This window comes from Mycobacterium sp. 852002-10029_SCH5224772, from assembly GCF_001667315.1.
GTDB lineage: Bacteria > Actinomycetota > Actinomycetes > Mycobacteriales > Mycobacteriaceae > Mycobacterium.
The window spans coordinates 1-14,575 of the sequence record NZ_LZHT01000067.1 but is presented as its reverse complement, the minus strand read 5'-3'; the positions used below and the strand labels follow the sequence as shown (position 1 = coordinate 14,575).

Here is a 14,575-nt window from a genome sequence, read left to right as displayed (position 1 = left end):
ACCTCCACACCACCGCAGATGGCGATGTCGGCCTCTCCGAAGACGATGTTGCGCCACGCCTGGGCGATGCCCTCGGAGCCGGATGCGCACGCCGAGATGGGCGTGATCACCCCCGCCTTGGCGTGCCGTTCCAGACCCACCGCCGCGGCGGCCCCGTTGGGCATGTACTTCTGCACCCCGAGCGGCGAGACCGCCTTCATGCCACGCTGCCGCATGTCGTCGTAGCTGAAGACCAGCTCCTCCGAGGAACCCAGCCCGGTGCCGATCGACACCAGCAACCGATCGGGGTCGACTTCGGGCGAGCCGGCGTTCTCCCACACTCGACGGCCCAGGATGGTGGACATCCTTTGCAGGTAACCCGTGCGGCGCAGCTCGACGCGGGTCAGCTGGCTGTCGAATTCCTCTAACAGATGACCGCCGATGCGCACCGGCAGGTCAAACTCCTCGACGAACGGATCCTCGAGTCTGCGGATACCACTTTGGCTGTCCTGCAACAGCTTCCACGTGGTCTCGGCGTCAGTCGCCAGTGCGGTCGTCATGGCAACGCCAGTGACGACCACGTTCGGGAGTGCCTTCCCGGTAACCAGCTCTGTCATGGGTCTTGCGAACGTTCCTTTCGTGCTCAGTGGTGATCGCGCACCCGGCGAGGCCGGGGGACGCGGTCACCACCATCCGTGTCGTCCGGTTCCTCGTCGGGCCGTTTGCGGCCCGCATCGTCGCCGGACACCAGCTTTAGTAACGCCCGAAAGCGAGCGCCACGTTGTGACCACCGAAGCCGAACGAGTTGTTGATCGCATAACGGAAATCGCCGTAGCGAGGTTCGCCTGCGACAACATCCAGGTCGATCTCGGGATCGGGGGTTTCGTAATTCAATGTCGGCGGAATGACGCCGTCCCGAAGGCTCAGCACCGTCAGAACAGATTCCAGCGCCCCGACCGCACCGATCGAGTGGCCCAGGGCTGACTTCGGTGCGTACACCGCCGCATGCTGGCAGCCGGCGACCCGGATGGCGTTGGCCTCCGCGGTGTCACCGATCGGCGTCGCGGTCCCGTGCGCGTTGATGTGGTCAACGTCCTTGGGGGACAACCCCGCCAGCTCCAGCGACCGTGTCATCGCCCGACCCGCGCGCACACCGTCGGCGGCCGGGGCCACCATGTGGAACGCGTCCGAGGTGATGCCGGCACCCAGCAGCCGGGCCAGCGGCTTGGCGCCGCGGGCCTTGGCGTGCTCCTCGGTTTCGATGATCATCATCGCGCCGGCCTCACCGAACACGAAGCCGTCGCGGTCCTTGTCGAACGGCCTCGATGCGCGCTCCGGTTCATCGTTGCGAGTGGACATGGCCCGCATCATGGAGAACGCCGCGATGGGCAGCGCCTCGATGAGACCTTCGACACCGCCGCAGACGGCGAAATCGGCGTCACCCATCACGATCTGACGCCACGCGTGGGCGATCGCCTCCGAGCCCGACGAACAGGCCGACACCGGGGTGATGACCCCGGCGCGGGCACCGAGCTGCAGACCCACCACGGCTGCGGCGCCGTTGGGCATGATCATCTGCACGGCGAGCGGCGACACCTTGCGGGGGCCGCCCTCGTTCATCAGGTCGTAGGTCTCCACGATCCTTTCAGCGCCACCGAGGCCGGTGCCGACCACGACCGAGAACCGGTCGGGGTCGACCTCCGGGCTGCCGGCGTTCTCCCACAGCTGACCGCTGAGCACCTTGGCCAACCGTTGGACGTACGACATACGTCGCATGTCGAGCCTGCTCATGTGTTCGTCGATGGGCTCCTTGAGGTGTCCACCGATCTTGACGGGCAGGTCCCACTTGGTGACGTAGTCGTCTTCGAGGACGCGGATGCCGCTTTCGCCGGCCAACAAGCCCTTCCACGTGCTCTCGACGTCCGGCGCGATCGACGTCGTCGCCGTGACGGCGGTTACCACAACGCTGGGGTAACCGCCGTTAGCAGTGGAAGGCTTACTCACTTGTCCGCTTCCAGCCTTGCCTTGACGTTGGCGACCGCGTCGGGGTTGTCGGTCTCCAGCTTGGCGCGCAGCGCCTCGGCAGCCTCGGGGTTCTCTTCCTCGAGCTTCTGGATGTAGGACACGACGTCACCGACGGTGCGCAGACCGGCGAGGTCCTCGTCCGGGATCTTCACGCCGTACTTGTCCTCCGTCTGCACGGCGATCTCGACCATCGACAGCGAGTCGATGTCCAAGTCGTCGACGAACGACTTCTCCGGGGTGACCTCGGAGGGCTCGATACCGGTCACCTCTTCGATGATCTCCGCGATACCGGCGATGATTTCTTCCTGGCTGACAGCCACAGCGTGCTTCCCTTCGTAATGTGTTGTGAGTTAGTCGAACTGACGTGTTATGTGGTTGTACTGGTCGCAGCTGGTCTAAAGGTCAGCCAATGCGTCCAGGTCTGCGGGCGACTTGACGGCACGAGCCGTAACTCCCCGAAGTTCTCGTTTGGCGATACCGGTGAGCGTGCCCGCAGGCGGGAACTCCACGGCGGCACCAACTTCCAGCTCGCGCAGTGTCGCGGTGCACAGGTCCCAGCGCACCGGCTGGGTCAGCTGAGCGACCAGCGCCTCCATCGCCGCTGCGGCCGACGTGACCGGCTTGCCGTCGCGGTTCGACAGCAGCGTCGCGGTGGGCTCGGCCGTCTGGACGGCAGCCGCCGCGGCGGCGTAGCCGTCGAGCGCCGACGCCATGTACCTGGTGTGGAACGCTCCGGCCACACCGAGGGCGCGCACCCGGGCCTTGGCCGGCGGGTCTTCGGCGAGCTTCTCCAACGCGGCCAGGGATCCGGCGGCGACGATCTGCCCGGCGGCGTTGCGGTTGGCGGGGAACAGGTCGAGCTGCTCGAGGCGGGCCAGGACCTCGGCTTCGTCCCCGCCGAGCACGGCGGACATCCCGGTCGGCTCGACGGCGCACGCCTTGGCCATTTCGGTGCCGCGGGTGGCGGCCAGCGCGACGGCGTCGTCCGCGGCCATCACGCCGGCGATCGCGTAGGCGGCGATCTCACCGACGGAGTGACCGGCCACGACCAGGTCCTGGTCGGCGAGCAGGCCGCGCTTGGTCAGCTCCTGGTGTGCGAGCAGCGTGGCTGCGACGACCAGGGGCTGGGTGACCGCGGTGTCGGTGATCTCTTCGGTCGATGCGGTGGTGCCCAGGCGCACGAGGTCGAGGCCACTGGCCTTGGACCACAGCGCCAACTGGTCAGCGGCGCCGGCGAGCTCCAGCCATGGCGAGAGCATCCCCTCGGTCTGCGAACCCTGTCCGGGCGCAAGCAAAGCAATCACGTGTTTAAGAGAACACTGTGGAAACGGTTTTGGCGGGTGTAACAGATTATGAACCTCGTCTTAGCTTTTTGTGTACACCCTACAAAACGGCTCCGTAAGCTACGGGTTTGATACCGTCCCGCGATCTGTGCCCTGGGTCACTATCGCCCGATTTGGCCCGTGGCAGCCCCTTTGACCGGCAGCGGAACCACGGGCATGGCGTTGTTGGCGGCTCCAGCGGGGCTGGTGGGGTAGTTGAGCTGGCCGACCGTCGCCGCCACTCGCAGCACATATGCATCGCGCGGCTGCATGGGATCGCGGCCGGTGAAGTCGGTGATCCGCCTGAGTCGGTAGCGCACGGTGTTTGGATGAACGAACAATTTTCTGGCACAAGCTTCAATCGCGCCGCCACAATCTAAGTAAGCGTCAAGAGTCTCGATCAGCGTCGGACCCGCGTCGGCCAACGGCCCCATCACGTCGGTGTGCAAGGCCACGATCGCCGACGCATCGCCCATCAGCGCCCGTTCGGGCAACAGCTCGCGGGCCAGCACCGGACGCGGCGCGCCGCGCCAGCCGCCGACGGCGTTCATCCCGGATATCGCCTCGCTGGCGCTGTGATAGGCCGCGGTCAGCATGGGCGCCGTGGGCCCGACGACCACGGGGCCATCGGCGAACGCGACCAGCAGATCCCCGAGGAACTTGTCGGTCGGCGACAATTGACCGGACACGATGGCGACCAGCCAGGTGCCGTGCACGTCGGTGAGGGCCGCGCGGCCGTGTTGTGCGGCGATGTCGCGGACGCGCTGGCTCGCGCGCTCACTGTCGCCCGGGCCGGTCGACCCGTCGCGGCCCGGCGCGGGGGTGCCGACCACCACCGTCGCCGGCGCGGTGGTGTCCCAGTTCAGCGCCGCCGCACGGGACAGGAGCTCCGGGCCGGTGTCGCCGCGGACCACGGCGTCGACCACGCTGGCCTCCATCCGGCTGTCCCAGGTGCCGCGGGCCTCGGCCGCGTCGGCGTACGCGCCCGCGGCGGTGAACGCCAGGTCGCGGGTGTATTTCAGAATGCCCACCGTCAGGGCGGTCAGCTGCTCCTCGGAGCGGGCCAGCAGCGGGACGACCTCCTCGAAGATGTCCATGGTGACGCGCACCATGTCGACGCTGTGGCGCAACGCGATCCGGCGCTGCAGCTCCTGGGGCACCAGCTCGAAGGCCTGCGCGGTGTAGCTCACGTTGCTGTGCGGGTCTTGCATCCACTCGACGAAGTTCACGACGGCCGTCTGCACCACCAGCGCCACGCTGGCCCGCTGGGACGCTTCCAGATCGGCGAAGAACGGCAGCCGATCCTGCATGGCGGTGACGGCCTCGGTGGCCAGCCGGCCGGAGTGCTGCTTCAGCCGACGCAGTACGGATTCGGGGACCGAATCCAACGTTTCCAGCGGTGAGCGCGGATGCTTGGCGAACGGGCCGGCGAAGGGGTTGTCGCTCACCCCTAAAACCTACGCGACATTTCTGGAAGTTTCCGCCAAAAGGGCACGTGGGCGCGTGGCGCCTGGGCGCGTGGCGCGAATGCGCGGCTGGCCGCACATTCGGCGCCCAGCGTGCGGCTGGCCGCACATTCGGTGAGCGGGCCCTCGGGCCGCTGCGCAGAGCCGCCGAGCGTGACGCTGGCGTCACGCTCGGCGAACGAGGCCCCAAGCGACGGGCGCCGTCAGGCCACGCCGGGGTCGGACGTCTGCTCCGGGGCGGCCTGCACGTCGTCGATCCGGTACTGGCGGGCGGCGGCGACGGGCACCGACGGGTCGATCTCGCCGTCGCGCGCCAGCGCCTCGAGCACGGCCACCACCTGCGACTCGGCGTCGGTGTTGAAGTACCGCCGCGCCGCGGGCCGGGTGTCGGAGAAGCCGAACCCGTCGGTGCCCAAGGTCACGTAGGTGCCCGGAACCCACGGCCGGATCTGCTCGGGCACGGCACGCATCCAGTCCGAGACGGCGACCACCGGACCGCTGGCGTTCGACAGGGCCTGGGTGACGTACGGGACGCCGGCAGGCCGGTCCGGGTGGCGCAGCCTCGCCCTGTCCATGGCGACGCCGTCGCGGTTCAATTCGCCCCAACTGGTCACCGACCACACGTCGGCGGCGACGTCCCATTCGGCGGCCAGCATCTGCGCGGCGTTCAGCGCCGACGGCATCGCCACCCCCGAAGCCAGGATCTGCGCCTTGTTGGCGCGTTGTTCGGTGGCCACGTGGTAGCGGTACAGGCCCCGCAGCACGCCCTCGGGATCGAAGTTGTCCGGCTCGGGGGGCTGCACGTACGGCTCGTTGTAGATGGTGATGTAGAAGAACACGTTCTCGGGGTTCTCCCCGAACATCCGCGCCAGCCCGCTCTCCACGATGTAGGCGATCTCGAAGGCGAACGCCGGGTCGTAGGCGATGACCGCGGGGTTGCTCGTCGCCAACAGCTGCGAATGGCCGTCGGCGTGCTGCAGGCCCTCGCCGGTCAGCGTGGTGCGTCCCGCGGTGGCGCCCAGCAGAAAGCCGCGCGTCATCTGGTCGGCCGCCGCCCACATGCCGTCACCGGTGCGCTGGAAGCCGAACATCGAATAGAAGATGTAGATCGGGATCATCGGCTCGTCGTGCGTCGCATACGAGGTGCCGGCCGCGATGAACGACGCCACCGATCCGGCTTCGTTGATGCCCTCGTGCAGGATGTGGCCGCCTTCGCTTTCCTTGTAAGCCAGCATCAGCTCGGCGTCCACGGCGGTGTACAGCTGGCCGTTGCGGTTGTAGATCTTCAACGACGGGAACCACGAGTCCATGCCGAACGTGCGCGCCTCGTCGGGAATGATCGGCACAATCCGCGGGCCAACTTCGGAGTCCCGCAACACTTCCTTGAAGGTGCGTACCGTCGCCATAGTGGTGGCGACCTCCTGGTTTCCCGATCCCTTCTTCAGCGCGCCGTAGATGTCGCGGCCTGGAAGCCGCAACGGCCGGGCCTTCGTCCGGCGTTCGGGAAGGAAGCCGCCGAGGGTGCGCCGGCGGTCGACCATGTAGCGGATCTCGGGGGCGTCGGAGCCGGGGTGGAAGTAGGGCGGCAGGTAGGGATCCTCTTCCAGCTGGGCGTCGTTGATCGGTATTCGCATAGCGTCGCGGAAGTCCTTGAGGTCTTGCAGCGCAAGCTTTTTCATCTGATGCGTGGCGTTGCGGCCCTGGAAGTGCGCCCCCAGCGAGTAGCCCTTGATGGTCTTGGCCAAGATCACCGTGGGCTGCCCCTTGTGGTCGACGGCGGCCCGGTAGGCGGCGTAGACCTTGCGGTAGTCGTGGCCGCCGCGCTTGAGATTCCAGATCTCCGAATCGCTCATGTTCGCGACGAGCGCCTTGGTGCGCGGGTCGCGGCCGAAGAAGTGGTCGCGCACGTAGGCGCCGTCGTTGGCCTTGTAGGTCTGGTAGTCCCCGTCGGGGGTGGTGTTCATCAGGTTCACCAGTGCGCCGTCGCGATCGGCGTGCAGCAGGGCGTCCCACTCGCGGCCCCAGACCACCTTGATGACGTTCCAGCCGGCACCGCGGAAGAACGACTCGAGCTCCTGAATGATCTTGCCGTTGCCGCGCACCGGGCCGTCGAGGCGCTGCAGGTTGCAGTTGATCACGAACGTCAGGTTGTCCAAGCCCTCCAGCGCGCCGACGTGCAGCAGGCCGCGGCTTTCCGGCTCGTCCATCTCGCCGTCGCCCAGGAAGCACCACACGTGCTGGTCGGAGGTGTCCTTGATGCCGCGGGCGTGCAGGTAGTGGTTGAAACGGGCCTGATAGATCGCGTTCATCGGGCCCAGCCCCATCGACACCGTGGGGAATTCCCAGAAGTCGGGCATCAGCCGCGGGTGCGGGTAGGACGGCAGCCCGCCGCCGGGGTGGCTGTGCTCCTGGCGGAAGCCGTCGAGTTTGTCCGCGGTCAGCCGGCCTTCCAGGAAGGCGCGCGCGTAAATCCCCGGGGACGCGTGGCCCTGGATGAAGATCTGGTCGCCGCCGCCGGGATGCGATTTGCCGCGGAAGAAGTGGTTGAACCCGACTTCGTACAGCGCCGCGGAAGAGGCGTACGTCGAAATGTGGCCGCCCACACCAACTCCCGGGCGCTGAGCGCGGTGCACCATGATGGCGGCGTTCCATCGGATCCACGCCCGGTAGCGTCGTTCGACGTCCTCGTCGCCGGGAAACCACGGTTCCAGTTCGGTCGGAATGGTGTTGACGTAGTCGGTGGACGTCAGCGCCGGGATGGCGACGCGCTGCTCGCCCGCCCGTTCCAGCAGTCGCAGCATCAGATAGCGCGCCCGCGACGGGCCGGAGCGCTCCAGCAATTCATCGAAGGACTCCAACCACTCCGAGGTCTCTTCGGGATCGATGTCGGGGAGGTAGGAAGCCACCCCCTCGCGGATCACCCGGACGCGGTCGGGTTCGGTTGTGCCGTTGGGGTTTGTGGCCAGATCGTGGCGCACGAATTCGGTTGTCAACCCACTGCTCCTGTAATTGGCGGGATGTGTGCCATAACGGGTGGTTCGCACCCTGCCCACCATCGTGCCGCACTGGAGTCGCGCGCGGGTAGCCGACGTCTGGTAGCCGACGGAAGCTGACCCGGCGCACACCAACTCGGCGTGTATGGGGCGGGCGTACAAGCCACCCGGTAACGTCAGGCCTGTGCTCATCCGGTGGCGTGCCGTCCCTCATGCGCAGGTGGGGGCTTTCCCCCGGCGCGGCGCTTTGGCCCTCGGCTGTGTCGCCGCCGCGCTGATGGGCATCGTGGGATGCACCTCCGTCACCAACGGAACGGCGACCCCCGACACCAAAGTGGCCCCGGCCTACCGGCAGTCGGTGTCGGTATCGGTGTCGGCGTCGGCGGCGACGTCGAGCGTCCGGGAGTCCCAGCGCCAACAGTCGCTGACCACCAAGGCGGTGCGCACCGCCTGCGCCACGCTGATCACCACGAGCAAGAACGCGATCGACAAGACCAACGACTTCGTCCAGGCGTTCAATTCGGGCCGCGGCACCGGCCCCACCGAGGGCCCGGCCATCGACGCCCTCAACGACAGCGCCACGACGGTGGCCAACAGCTTCAATGATGCGATGTCGCAGCAGATCAAGGACGCGTTCAACGCGTATATCGATGCCGCACACTCGGTCGCCAACGCCATTGGCACACACGCGGGGACGTCGGAATTCAACAAACGGGTCGATCAACTCAACGACACGAAAAAGAAGGCGATCAAACTCTGCCTGGCGACGTAATGAGGCGGAAGTTGCACGGGATTCGCGCTGTGCGACGATAATCCCGAATCGCACATCGCCAGGATATTGAAGGAGGCTCCACGGTGGTCGCGGCGGATGACGCCCCGAGCTACGCTCGCAAACTGGGCATCCAACGGGACCACGTTGTCCAGGAGTGGGGCTGGGACGAAGACACCGACGATGAGATCCGGGTTGCGGTCGAGGAAGCCTGCGGCAGCGAGCTGCTCGACGAAGACACCGACGAGGTAGTCGACGTCGTGTTGCTGTGGTGGCGGGACCGCGACGGCGACCTGGTGGACACGCTGATGGACGCGATCGGCCCGCTGGCCGAAGACGGCGTGATCTGGGTGCTGACGCCCAAGACCGGAAAGCCCGGACACGTGCTGCCGGCCGAGATCGCCGAGGCGGCGCCCACCGCCGGCCTGATGCCGACCTCGTCGGTCAACCTCGGAGACTGGAGCGCCAGCCGGTTGGTGCAGCCCAAGTCCCGCGCCGGGAAGCGTTGATGCTGTCGGTCGGCACCGCCGCCCCGGACTTCACCCTGCGCGACCAGAATCAACAGCGCGTCACGCTGAGCTCCTACCGCGGCGCCAAGAACGTCCTGCTGGTGTTCTTCCCGCTGGCGTTCACCGGGATCTGCCAGGGCGAGCTGGACCAGCTGCGCGATCACCTGCCCGACTTCGAGAACGACGACAGCGCGACGCTGGCCATCTCGGTGGGTCCGCCGCCCACCCACCGGGTCTGGTCGCTGGACAGCGGCTTCACCTTCCCGGTGCTGTCGGATTTCTGGCCGCACGGCGCGGTCAGCCAGAGCTACGGCGTGTTCAACGACGACGCCGGCTACTCCAACCGCGGGACGTTCGTCGTCGACCGATCCGGGATCATTCGCTTCGCCGAGATGAAGCAGCCCGGCGAGTCCCGCGACCAGCGGCTGTGGACCGACGCCCTGGCGGCTTTGACGGCCTGAAAGTTTGGGCTCCCCGCGGTCGGGCGTGTAGCCTGCGGCGGGCATAAGGGCGCGTAGCTCAGTGGTAGAGCTCTGGTTTTACACACCAGCGGTCGGCGGTTCGATACCGTCCGCGCCCACCAAGCGTTAACGCGGGTCACCACTCGGTCGTGCGGGGGCGTGCCTGGCGTTGTCACATGGCGTGGAACCTCTCCCGCCACCCGTGTCAGGGGAGAACCCGGTGTAGCGGCCGAAGGCCTTCATATATAGGCCTCCGATTTTCAAAGTGTGGGTTTCGCAAATCATCGCGACGCTGATCCTTTATCGGGTTGACAGCATTTTCGCGCGGTACCGCCAGCCGATTGATGCTCTATCGATGATCTTTTGTCAGGTGATTGCCCGCCTATCGAATTGTGCTTTCGCTGAAGGGATTACAGCTAACGTCCAGCAAGGACTCAGGATTTGCCTATAGCCCATGTCGGATCCGCAGCGGTACACTACCGGTATGCCGTTGGCCAGCGGTGAAGTGTTTGCTGGACACGTTATTCTGCGGCTGCCAGAATGTAGGGCAATCGGCGGGCTCCACGCCCGCCAACAGTCTAGGTTTGTCCGCCGCGAAGCGCGCCCTCGGAATGGTCTGCTGACCAAACTCGGGGATGGTTACTACGCAATCCTTGCGCGGAACTGCGGAATAGCGCATAGCACCGGCGACGTCCGGACGCTTACCGTCGCCGCGCGGCCAGTGCGCGCGAACAACACCGCTTCCAAACCGCGTCCGCCAGCCGCATCTCCAACTCGGGCGCCACCTCGACAAGCGTGCAAGGCGCATTACCGCTCGCAGCGGCCCCGCAGCAATTGGCACCAGCCCGGCATGGGCTGCAGTCCCGCCACCGTTGTCCCCAGCTCGTGCGTCCGGTCAGGCCGTGCTCGTCCCGCGGCTACCCACACCTGTGGCGTAGCTCAACCCCCCCAGCCCGTCAGCCGACGAGCCCTGACAGAACGGAGATACCGCCATGTTTACCGGCACCACCAGGTCCACCGGCAGCACCAGCCACACCGGTGCGCTGGTTTTTGCCACCCTGGTGCTGGCCGGCGCTTCGATTCTGTGCGCCGGCGCAGCAGGGGCCAACTCAAGCCAAGACGACCAGTTTCTGGCACTGCTCGATAGTGAGGGCATACCTGCCCTCGAGGGCGTACCGACCCTCATAGACACAGCCCATAAAGTCTGTCGCGCACTAGATGCCGGCTTTTCGGCGGATGCCGTCGTGGACGCGATGGTCCAGAATGCGTACGAACAAGACCCGGCCGAGCGCGGCTACGCCCCCGGTCGTCTGGCGCGCACCGAGGCCAAATTCATTACCGCGGCAGTGGGAGCCTACTGCCCGTACGACCGCGGCAAGTTGGCTTCCATTACGGCTAATCCCACGTCGGACTGGAGGGAGTCGACGCACCACGGGGCCGCATACGCGCACCACGCGGTCAACTCAGCGGGTGCTGCGCTGGAACCGGCAACGGCGCTGGTGCCAGGGCAGGAACCGCTGAGCACCGATGCAATTCGATTGCCACATTTGACGGACGGGGACGCCTTGGCGGCGGGCCGCTCCAGTGGCGAACCCGCGCATCGCACAGTGCCCGGCTCGCGGATTGGCGCGGTCCCCTCTGGAGACATTGCCCAGCCGAACCCACCGGAGATTCCGGCACCGCCACCGCCACCGGTCGCGGATCTCCGCACGCCCCCCGCGCCGATCGCTACGCCTCGACCGCGGCAGTCCGCGCCTCGACCGCAGCAGCCGGCGCCCCGGCCCCAGCAGCCGGCGCCGCCACCGGCGGAACTGCCGGCGCCACCGCCGGAACTGCCGCCTCCACCGCCGGAACTGCCGCCTCCACCGCCGCCGCCCGCGCCGCCCATGGGGCCTGGCTATGTCAGGCTCGCACCGTGAGACCCTGCCGTTGATTGCCTCGCGACGGCCTGAGCTCTAGTCGGCAGGGCTTGAGATCCAGGACCTGGTGCCCGCGAGCACGGCAGCGTGCACGGCCCGTGCGATCCGAGCACCGAGCACCGAGCGCGGTCCGCCGTATGCCTCCGGGGTCCCGTCGGTCGGGCAGTGCACCACGACCGCGTCCGAGGCGGTGCCGGTGGCGCGCACCCCGGCCTCGTGCAACGCCTGCACCTTGGCCTCCGTCGCAGTGGCCACGGCGTTGACCAGCGCCGCCTCAGATAGCCGCACCGGCACCGCAACCACGATGTTGATCGTCCCCACCCGGTACTCGTCGCCGTCGGTGAGCGGTCGGTACTCGACGATCTGGTAGTCGGTGAACGCGGTCGTGCGCAGGCCGGCCGGCACCTCCCGGCGGAAGTGCCGGTCGGGCGCCGCCGCCCAGGCCGGGCTGGACAGCCCGACTGTCGCGGTGGCATGCACGCCGCCGTCCGTGGCGAGGTGGTGGCGGGTCACGTCGACCGCGGTGAGCAGACCGCAGCCGGCGCCGGCGAGCCCCAACGCGGCACCGATCTCGGTCAGGTGGCGGTCCGGATCGGTGCGGTCGTAATCCAGGGGGACCGTCGCGTTGATCAACCAGTCCCGGGCGCCGACACCGCCGCCGAGTGGGCCCGACGAGATGGACAGTCGGGGTTCGCCGAATTGCCAGACGAGCACCGGGACCGACCGGGTGCGCTCCACCCGCGCGGTCAAGCTGGGATCCATGGTCACATCCTCGCGTGCCGGTGCGCGTTCGGTTGACCGGGGCGCGCGGCGAAGTTCTGTGGCCTGCCCGTGTTGAATCATGGTCATGAGCCCACAAGGACCCCTGAACATGCCTCTTGAAGAGGCGATGCGGACCCAGCGCGCGATCCGTCGCCTCAGGCCCGACCCCGTCGACGACGCGCTCGTGCTGCATCTTCTCGAGCTGGCGATGAAGGCGCCGACCGGTTCCAACGCGCAGAACTGGGAGTTCATCGTCGTCAAGGACCGCGACGTCGTCGCGAAGCTGGGCCGGTTGACGCGCACCGCCATGAAGGCCGTCGGGCCCGCCTACCAGCGTGCCCTTCGGCGCCGCCCGGACGACAAGATGCAGCGGGTATTGAAAGCCGTGCGATGGCAGACGGACCACTTCGACGACATCCCCGTGGTCGTGGTGGCCTGCCTGAAGGGTGTCGTCGCGCCCTGGCCGCCGATAGCTGCGAGCAGCGCCTACGGTTCCATCTATCCCGCGATACAGAACCTGTTGCTGGCGGCGCGCGCGGCCGGGTTGGGTGCGGCGCTGATCACGATGCCGCTGTGGAGCACGTTATTGGCCAGGCGCGCTTTGGGTTTGCCGCGCAGTGTGACTCCGTGCGCGGTGATTCCGTTGGGCTGGCCGATGGGCAAATACGGTCCCACCACGCGTCGGCCGGTCGGCGAACTCGTATCGCTGGACCGGTACGGCAACCGGGCATTTCTGGAGCCGCGGTCATGAACATGGCGAAGCCGTTTCGCATCGACGTTTCCGACGAGGTTCTCGACGATCTGCGCGCGCGGCTGGCCCGAACGCGTTGGCCCGAAGCCGAATGCGTGGACGACTGGACTCAGGGCATGCCGTTGGCGTACACCCGCGAACTGGCCGACTATTGGGCCAACGACTACGACTGGCGGTCACGGGAGGCCGCGCTCAATCGCTTCGACCAATTCATCACCGAGATCGACGGGCTCGACATCCATTTCATCCACCAACGCTCGCCGCACGCCGACGCCTACCCGCTGGTGATCACCCACGGCTGGCCGGGCTCGATCGTGGAGTTTCACAAGGTGATCGAGCCGTTGACCAACCCCGCGTCGGGACGCGCCGAGGACGCCTTCCACGTCGTCTGCCCGTCGCTGCCCGGCTACGGGTTCTCCGGGAAACCCACCGGGACGGGGTGGGGTGTGGAAAAGATCGCCGAGGCATGGGAAACGTTGATGCTGCGCCTCGGCTACGACCGCTACGGCGCGCAGGGCGGCGACTGGGGCGCCGCGGTCACCACCCAGATCGGTCGCAATCGCGGCCATTGCGACGCCATCCACCTGAACATGCCGGTCGGCAGACCCACCAAGGAGGCGATGGCGAATCCCACCGAGGAGGAGCGCCAAGCCATGGCCGGGCTGGCCAATCACCGCAAATGGGGCACCGGCTATTCCAAGCAACAGTCCACCCGGCCACAAACATTGGGCTATGGGCTGGCCGATTCGCCGGTGGGCCAGCTGGCGTGGATCGTCGAAAAGTTCTGGGACTGGGCGGATTGCGACGGACATCCCGAGAACGCGGTCAGCCGCGACGAGCTGCTCGACAACGTGATGGTCTACTGGGTCACCAATACCGCCGCGTCGTCGGCCCGGCTGTACTGGGAGAGCTTTTCGGTCTGGGGCGGGGGTGATCGCGTCGAATTACCCACGGGCGTCGCGGCTTTCCCCGGCGAACTGCTCAAGGCGCCGCGCAGTTGGTGCGAGCCGGTCTACAACATCACCCACTGGACGGACATGCCGCGCGGCGGACATTTCGCGGCGTTCGAGGAACCGGAGCTGTTCGTCGAGGACCTCCGCGCGTTCTTCGCGACGGTGCGCTGAGCAGATCAGCCGGGTGGGGCGAAGAACTCCAGCGCGATGCCGTCGGGGTCGCGGAAGCTCAGCCCCGAGCCGTAGGGCGCATCCACGATGCCGCCGTGGTCGATGCCCAGTTCGCCCAGCCGGGTGACCCAGTGCTGCAGCTCGGCGCGGCTGGCGCAGCCGAAGCCGACGTGGTCCAGCCCCACCCGCAGTTCGTCGAATTCCTCGTCGGGGGCCCGACGATCGTGCTCATGAATCCCGAACACGGTGCCGCCGTCGAGCATCCACACCTGGTGCCGGAAGCCGGCGTCGGTGTGCTCGTCGAGGATCGGGTCGGCGCCGAGAAGGTTGCGATACCACCGGCCGCTGGCTTCGATGTCACGCACCGTGACCGCGACGTGATTGAGCGCTGGGAAGGCCATGGCGTCGACTCTAGCCCCTCGACGGCGCGGCGGCCCCGACGTGCACGAGATCGCATGTGCCACAAGGAGAGTGGGAATCTGAGCAGGCCCCATG

13 protein-coding genes, 1 tRNA gene and 1 pseudogene are annotated in these 14,575 nt (G+C 67.3%); 7 read left to right on the top strand and 8 right to left on the bottom strand.

The genetic code is table 11. The features are described from left to right. From kasB to aceE, 6 genes and pseudogenes are all read right to left on the bottom strand, one after another. A pseudogene (gene kasB, locus A5775_RS11660) lies at nucleotides 1–596 on the bottom strand (3-oxoacyl-ACP synthase KasB); the annotation flags it as partial. A 136-nt stretch (nucleotides 597–732) separates the two neighbouring features. Continuing rightward, a complete protein-coding gene (gene kasA, locus A5775_RS11655) occupies nucleotides 733–1,983 on the bottom strand; it encodes a 3-oxoacyl-ACP synthase KasA (protein ID WP_067252089.1) in 1,251 nt (416 codons plus the stop codon). Further along, on the bottom strand, nucleotides 1,980–2,324 hold the full coding sequence (gene acpM / locus A5775_RS11650; protein ID WP_067252087.1) for a meromycolate extension acyl carrier protein AcpM: 345 nt from the start codon (nucleotides 2,322–2,324) through the stop codon (nucleotides 1,980–1,982). Before acpM ends, kasA begins: the two co-directional genes overlap by 4 nt. Nucleotides 2,325–2,399: 75 nt before the next feature. Beyond that, nucleotides 2,400–3,308 (bottom strand): ACP S-malonyltransferase, encoded by a 909-nt coding sequence (locus A5775_RS11645; RefSeq protein ID WP_067252085.1) that lies wholly within the window; start codon nucleotides 3,306–3,308, stop codon nucleotides 2,400–2,402. 140 nt (nucleotides 3,309–3,448) lie between these two features. Next, nucleotides 3,449–4,774, bottom strand: coding sequence for a CdaR family transcriptional regulator (locus tag A5775_RS11640; protein WP_067252082.1), 1,326 nt, complete (start codon nucleotides 4,772–4,774; stop codon nucleotides 3,449–3,451). 221 nt (nucleotides 4,775–4,995) lie between these two features. Further along, nucleotides 4,996–7,785: a pyruvate dehydrogenase (acetyl-transferring), homodimeric type gene (gene aceE, locus A5775_RS11635; RefSeq protein ID WP_067252079.1), complete on the bottom strand. Its 2,790-nt coding sequence runs from the start codon at nucleotides 7,783–7,785 to the stop codon at nucleotides 4,996–4,998. A 184-nt stretch (nucleotides 7,786–7,969) separates the two neighbouring features. Here aceE and A5775_RS11630 point away from each other — a divergent pair, with 184 nt between their 5' ends. From A5775_RS11630 to A5775_RS24810, 5 genes are all read left to right on the top strand, one after another. Then, nucleotides 7,970–8,557, top strand: coding sequence for a hypothetical protein (locus A5775_RS11630; protein ID WP_067252077.1), 588 nt, complete (start codon nucleotides 7,970–7,972; stop codon nucleotides 8,555–8,557). 83 nt (nucleotides 8,558–8,640) lie between these two features. Further along, entirely contained in the window at nucleotides 8,641–9,063 is a 423-nt protein-coding gene (locus tag A5775_RS11625) for a DUF3052 domain-containing protein (RefSeq protein WP_067252074.1), read from the top strand. Next, nucleotides 9,063–9,524 (top strand): peroxiredoxin, encoded by a 462-nt coding sequence (locus A5775_RS11620; RefSeq protein WP_067252071.1) that lies wholly within the window; start codon nucleotides 9,063–9,065, stop codon nucleotides 9,522–9,524. Before A5775_RS11625 ends, A5775_RS11620 begins: the two co-directional genes overlap by 1 nt. A 47-nt stretch (nucleotides 9,525–9,571) precedes the next feature. Continuing rightward, nucleotides 9,572–9,646 (top strand) — tRNA-Val (locus tag A5775_RS11615). 870 nt (nucleotides 9,647–10,516) lie between these two features. Further along, a complete protein-coding gene (locus A5775_RS24810) occupies nucleotides 10,517–11,443 on the top strand; it encodes a DUF732 domain-containing protein (protein ID WP_082952980.1) in 927 nt (308 codons plus the stop codon). 36 nt (nucleotides 11,444–11,479) lie between these two features. Here the strand turns inward: A5775_RS24810 and A5775_RS11610 are convergent, their stop codons facing one another. After that, nucleotides 11,480–12,205: an adenosylcobinamide amidohydrolase gene (locus A5775_RS11610; protein ID WP_197512523.1), complete on the bottom strand. Its 726-nt coding sequence runs from the start codon at nucleotides 12,203–12,205 to the stop codon at nucleotides 11,480–11,482. Between the two features lie 109 nt (nucleotides 12,206–12,314). Here A5775_RS11610 and A5775_RS11605 point away from each other — a divergent pair, with 109 nt between their 5' ends. Beyond that, nucleotides 12,315–12,956 carry a nitroreductase family protein gene (locus tag A5775_RS11605; RefSeq protein ID WP_067252068.1) on the top strand — a complete coding sequence of 214 codons (642 nt, stop codon included), beginning with the start codon at nucleotides 12,315–12,317 and terminating at the stop codon, nucleotides 12,954–12,956. After that, nucleotides 12,953–14,080: an epoxide hydrolase family protein gene (locus A5775_RS11600; RefSeq protein ID WP_067252064.1), complete on the top strand. Its 1,128-nt coding sequence runs from the start codon at nucleotides 12,953–12,955 to the stop codon at nucleotides 14,078–14,080. Before A5775_RS11605 ends, A5775_RS11600 begins: the two co-directional genes overlap by 4 nt. 5 nt (nucleotides 14,081–14,085) lie before the next feature. Here A5775_RS11600 and A5775_RS11595 read toward each other — a convergent pair whose 3' ends face one another. Then, complete coding sequence (locus A5775_RS11595) at nucleotides 14,086–14,481, bottom strand: VOC family protein (RefSeq protein WP_067252062.1); 396 nt, start codon at nucleotides 14,479–14,481, stop codon at nucleotides 14,086–14,088. Nucleotides 14,482–14,575: the final 94 nt, after the last annotated feature.

Coding starts and splice junctions, on each gene's coding strand:
- A5775_RS24810 (WP_082952980.1), top strand. CDS start 10,517: ATGTTTACCGGCACCACCAGGTCCACCGGCAGCACCAGCCACACCGGT.
- A5775_RS11605 (WP_067252068.1), top strand. CDS start 12,315: ATGCCTCTTGAAGAGGCGATGCGGACCCAGCGCGCGATCCGTCGCCTC.
- A5775_RS11600 (WP_067252064.1), top strand. CDS start 12,953: ATGAACATGGCGAAGCCGTTTCGCATCGACGTTTCCGACGAGGTTCTC.
- A5775_RS11595 (WP_067252062.1), bottom strand. CDS start 14,481: ATGGCCTTCCCAGCGCTCAATCACGTCGCGGTCACGGTGCGTGACATC.
- A5775_RS11620 (WP_067252071.1), top strand. CDS start 9,063: ATGCTGTCGGTCGGCACCGCCGCCCCGGACTTCACCCTGCGCGACCAG.
- A5775_RS11610 (WP_197512523.1), bottom strand. CDS start 12,205: ATGGATCCCAGCTTGACCGCGCGGGTGGAGCGCACCCGGTCGGTCCCG.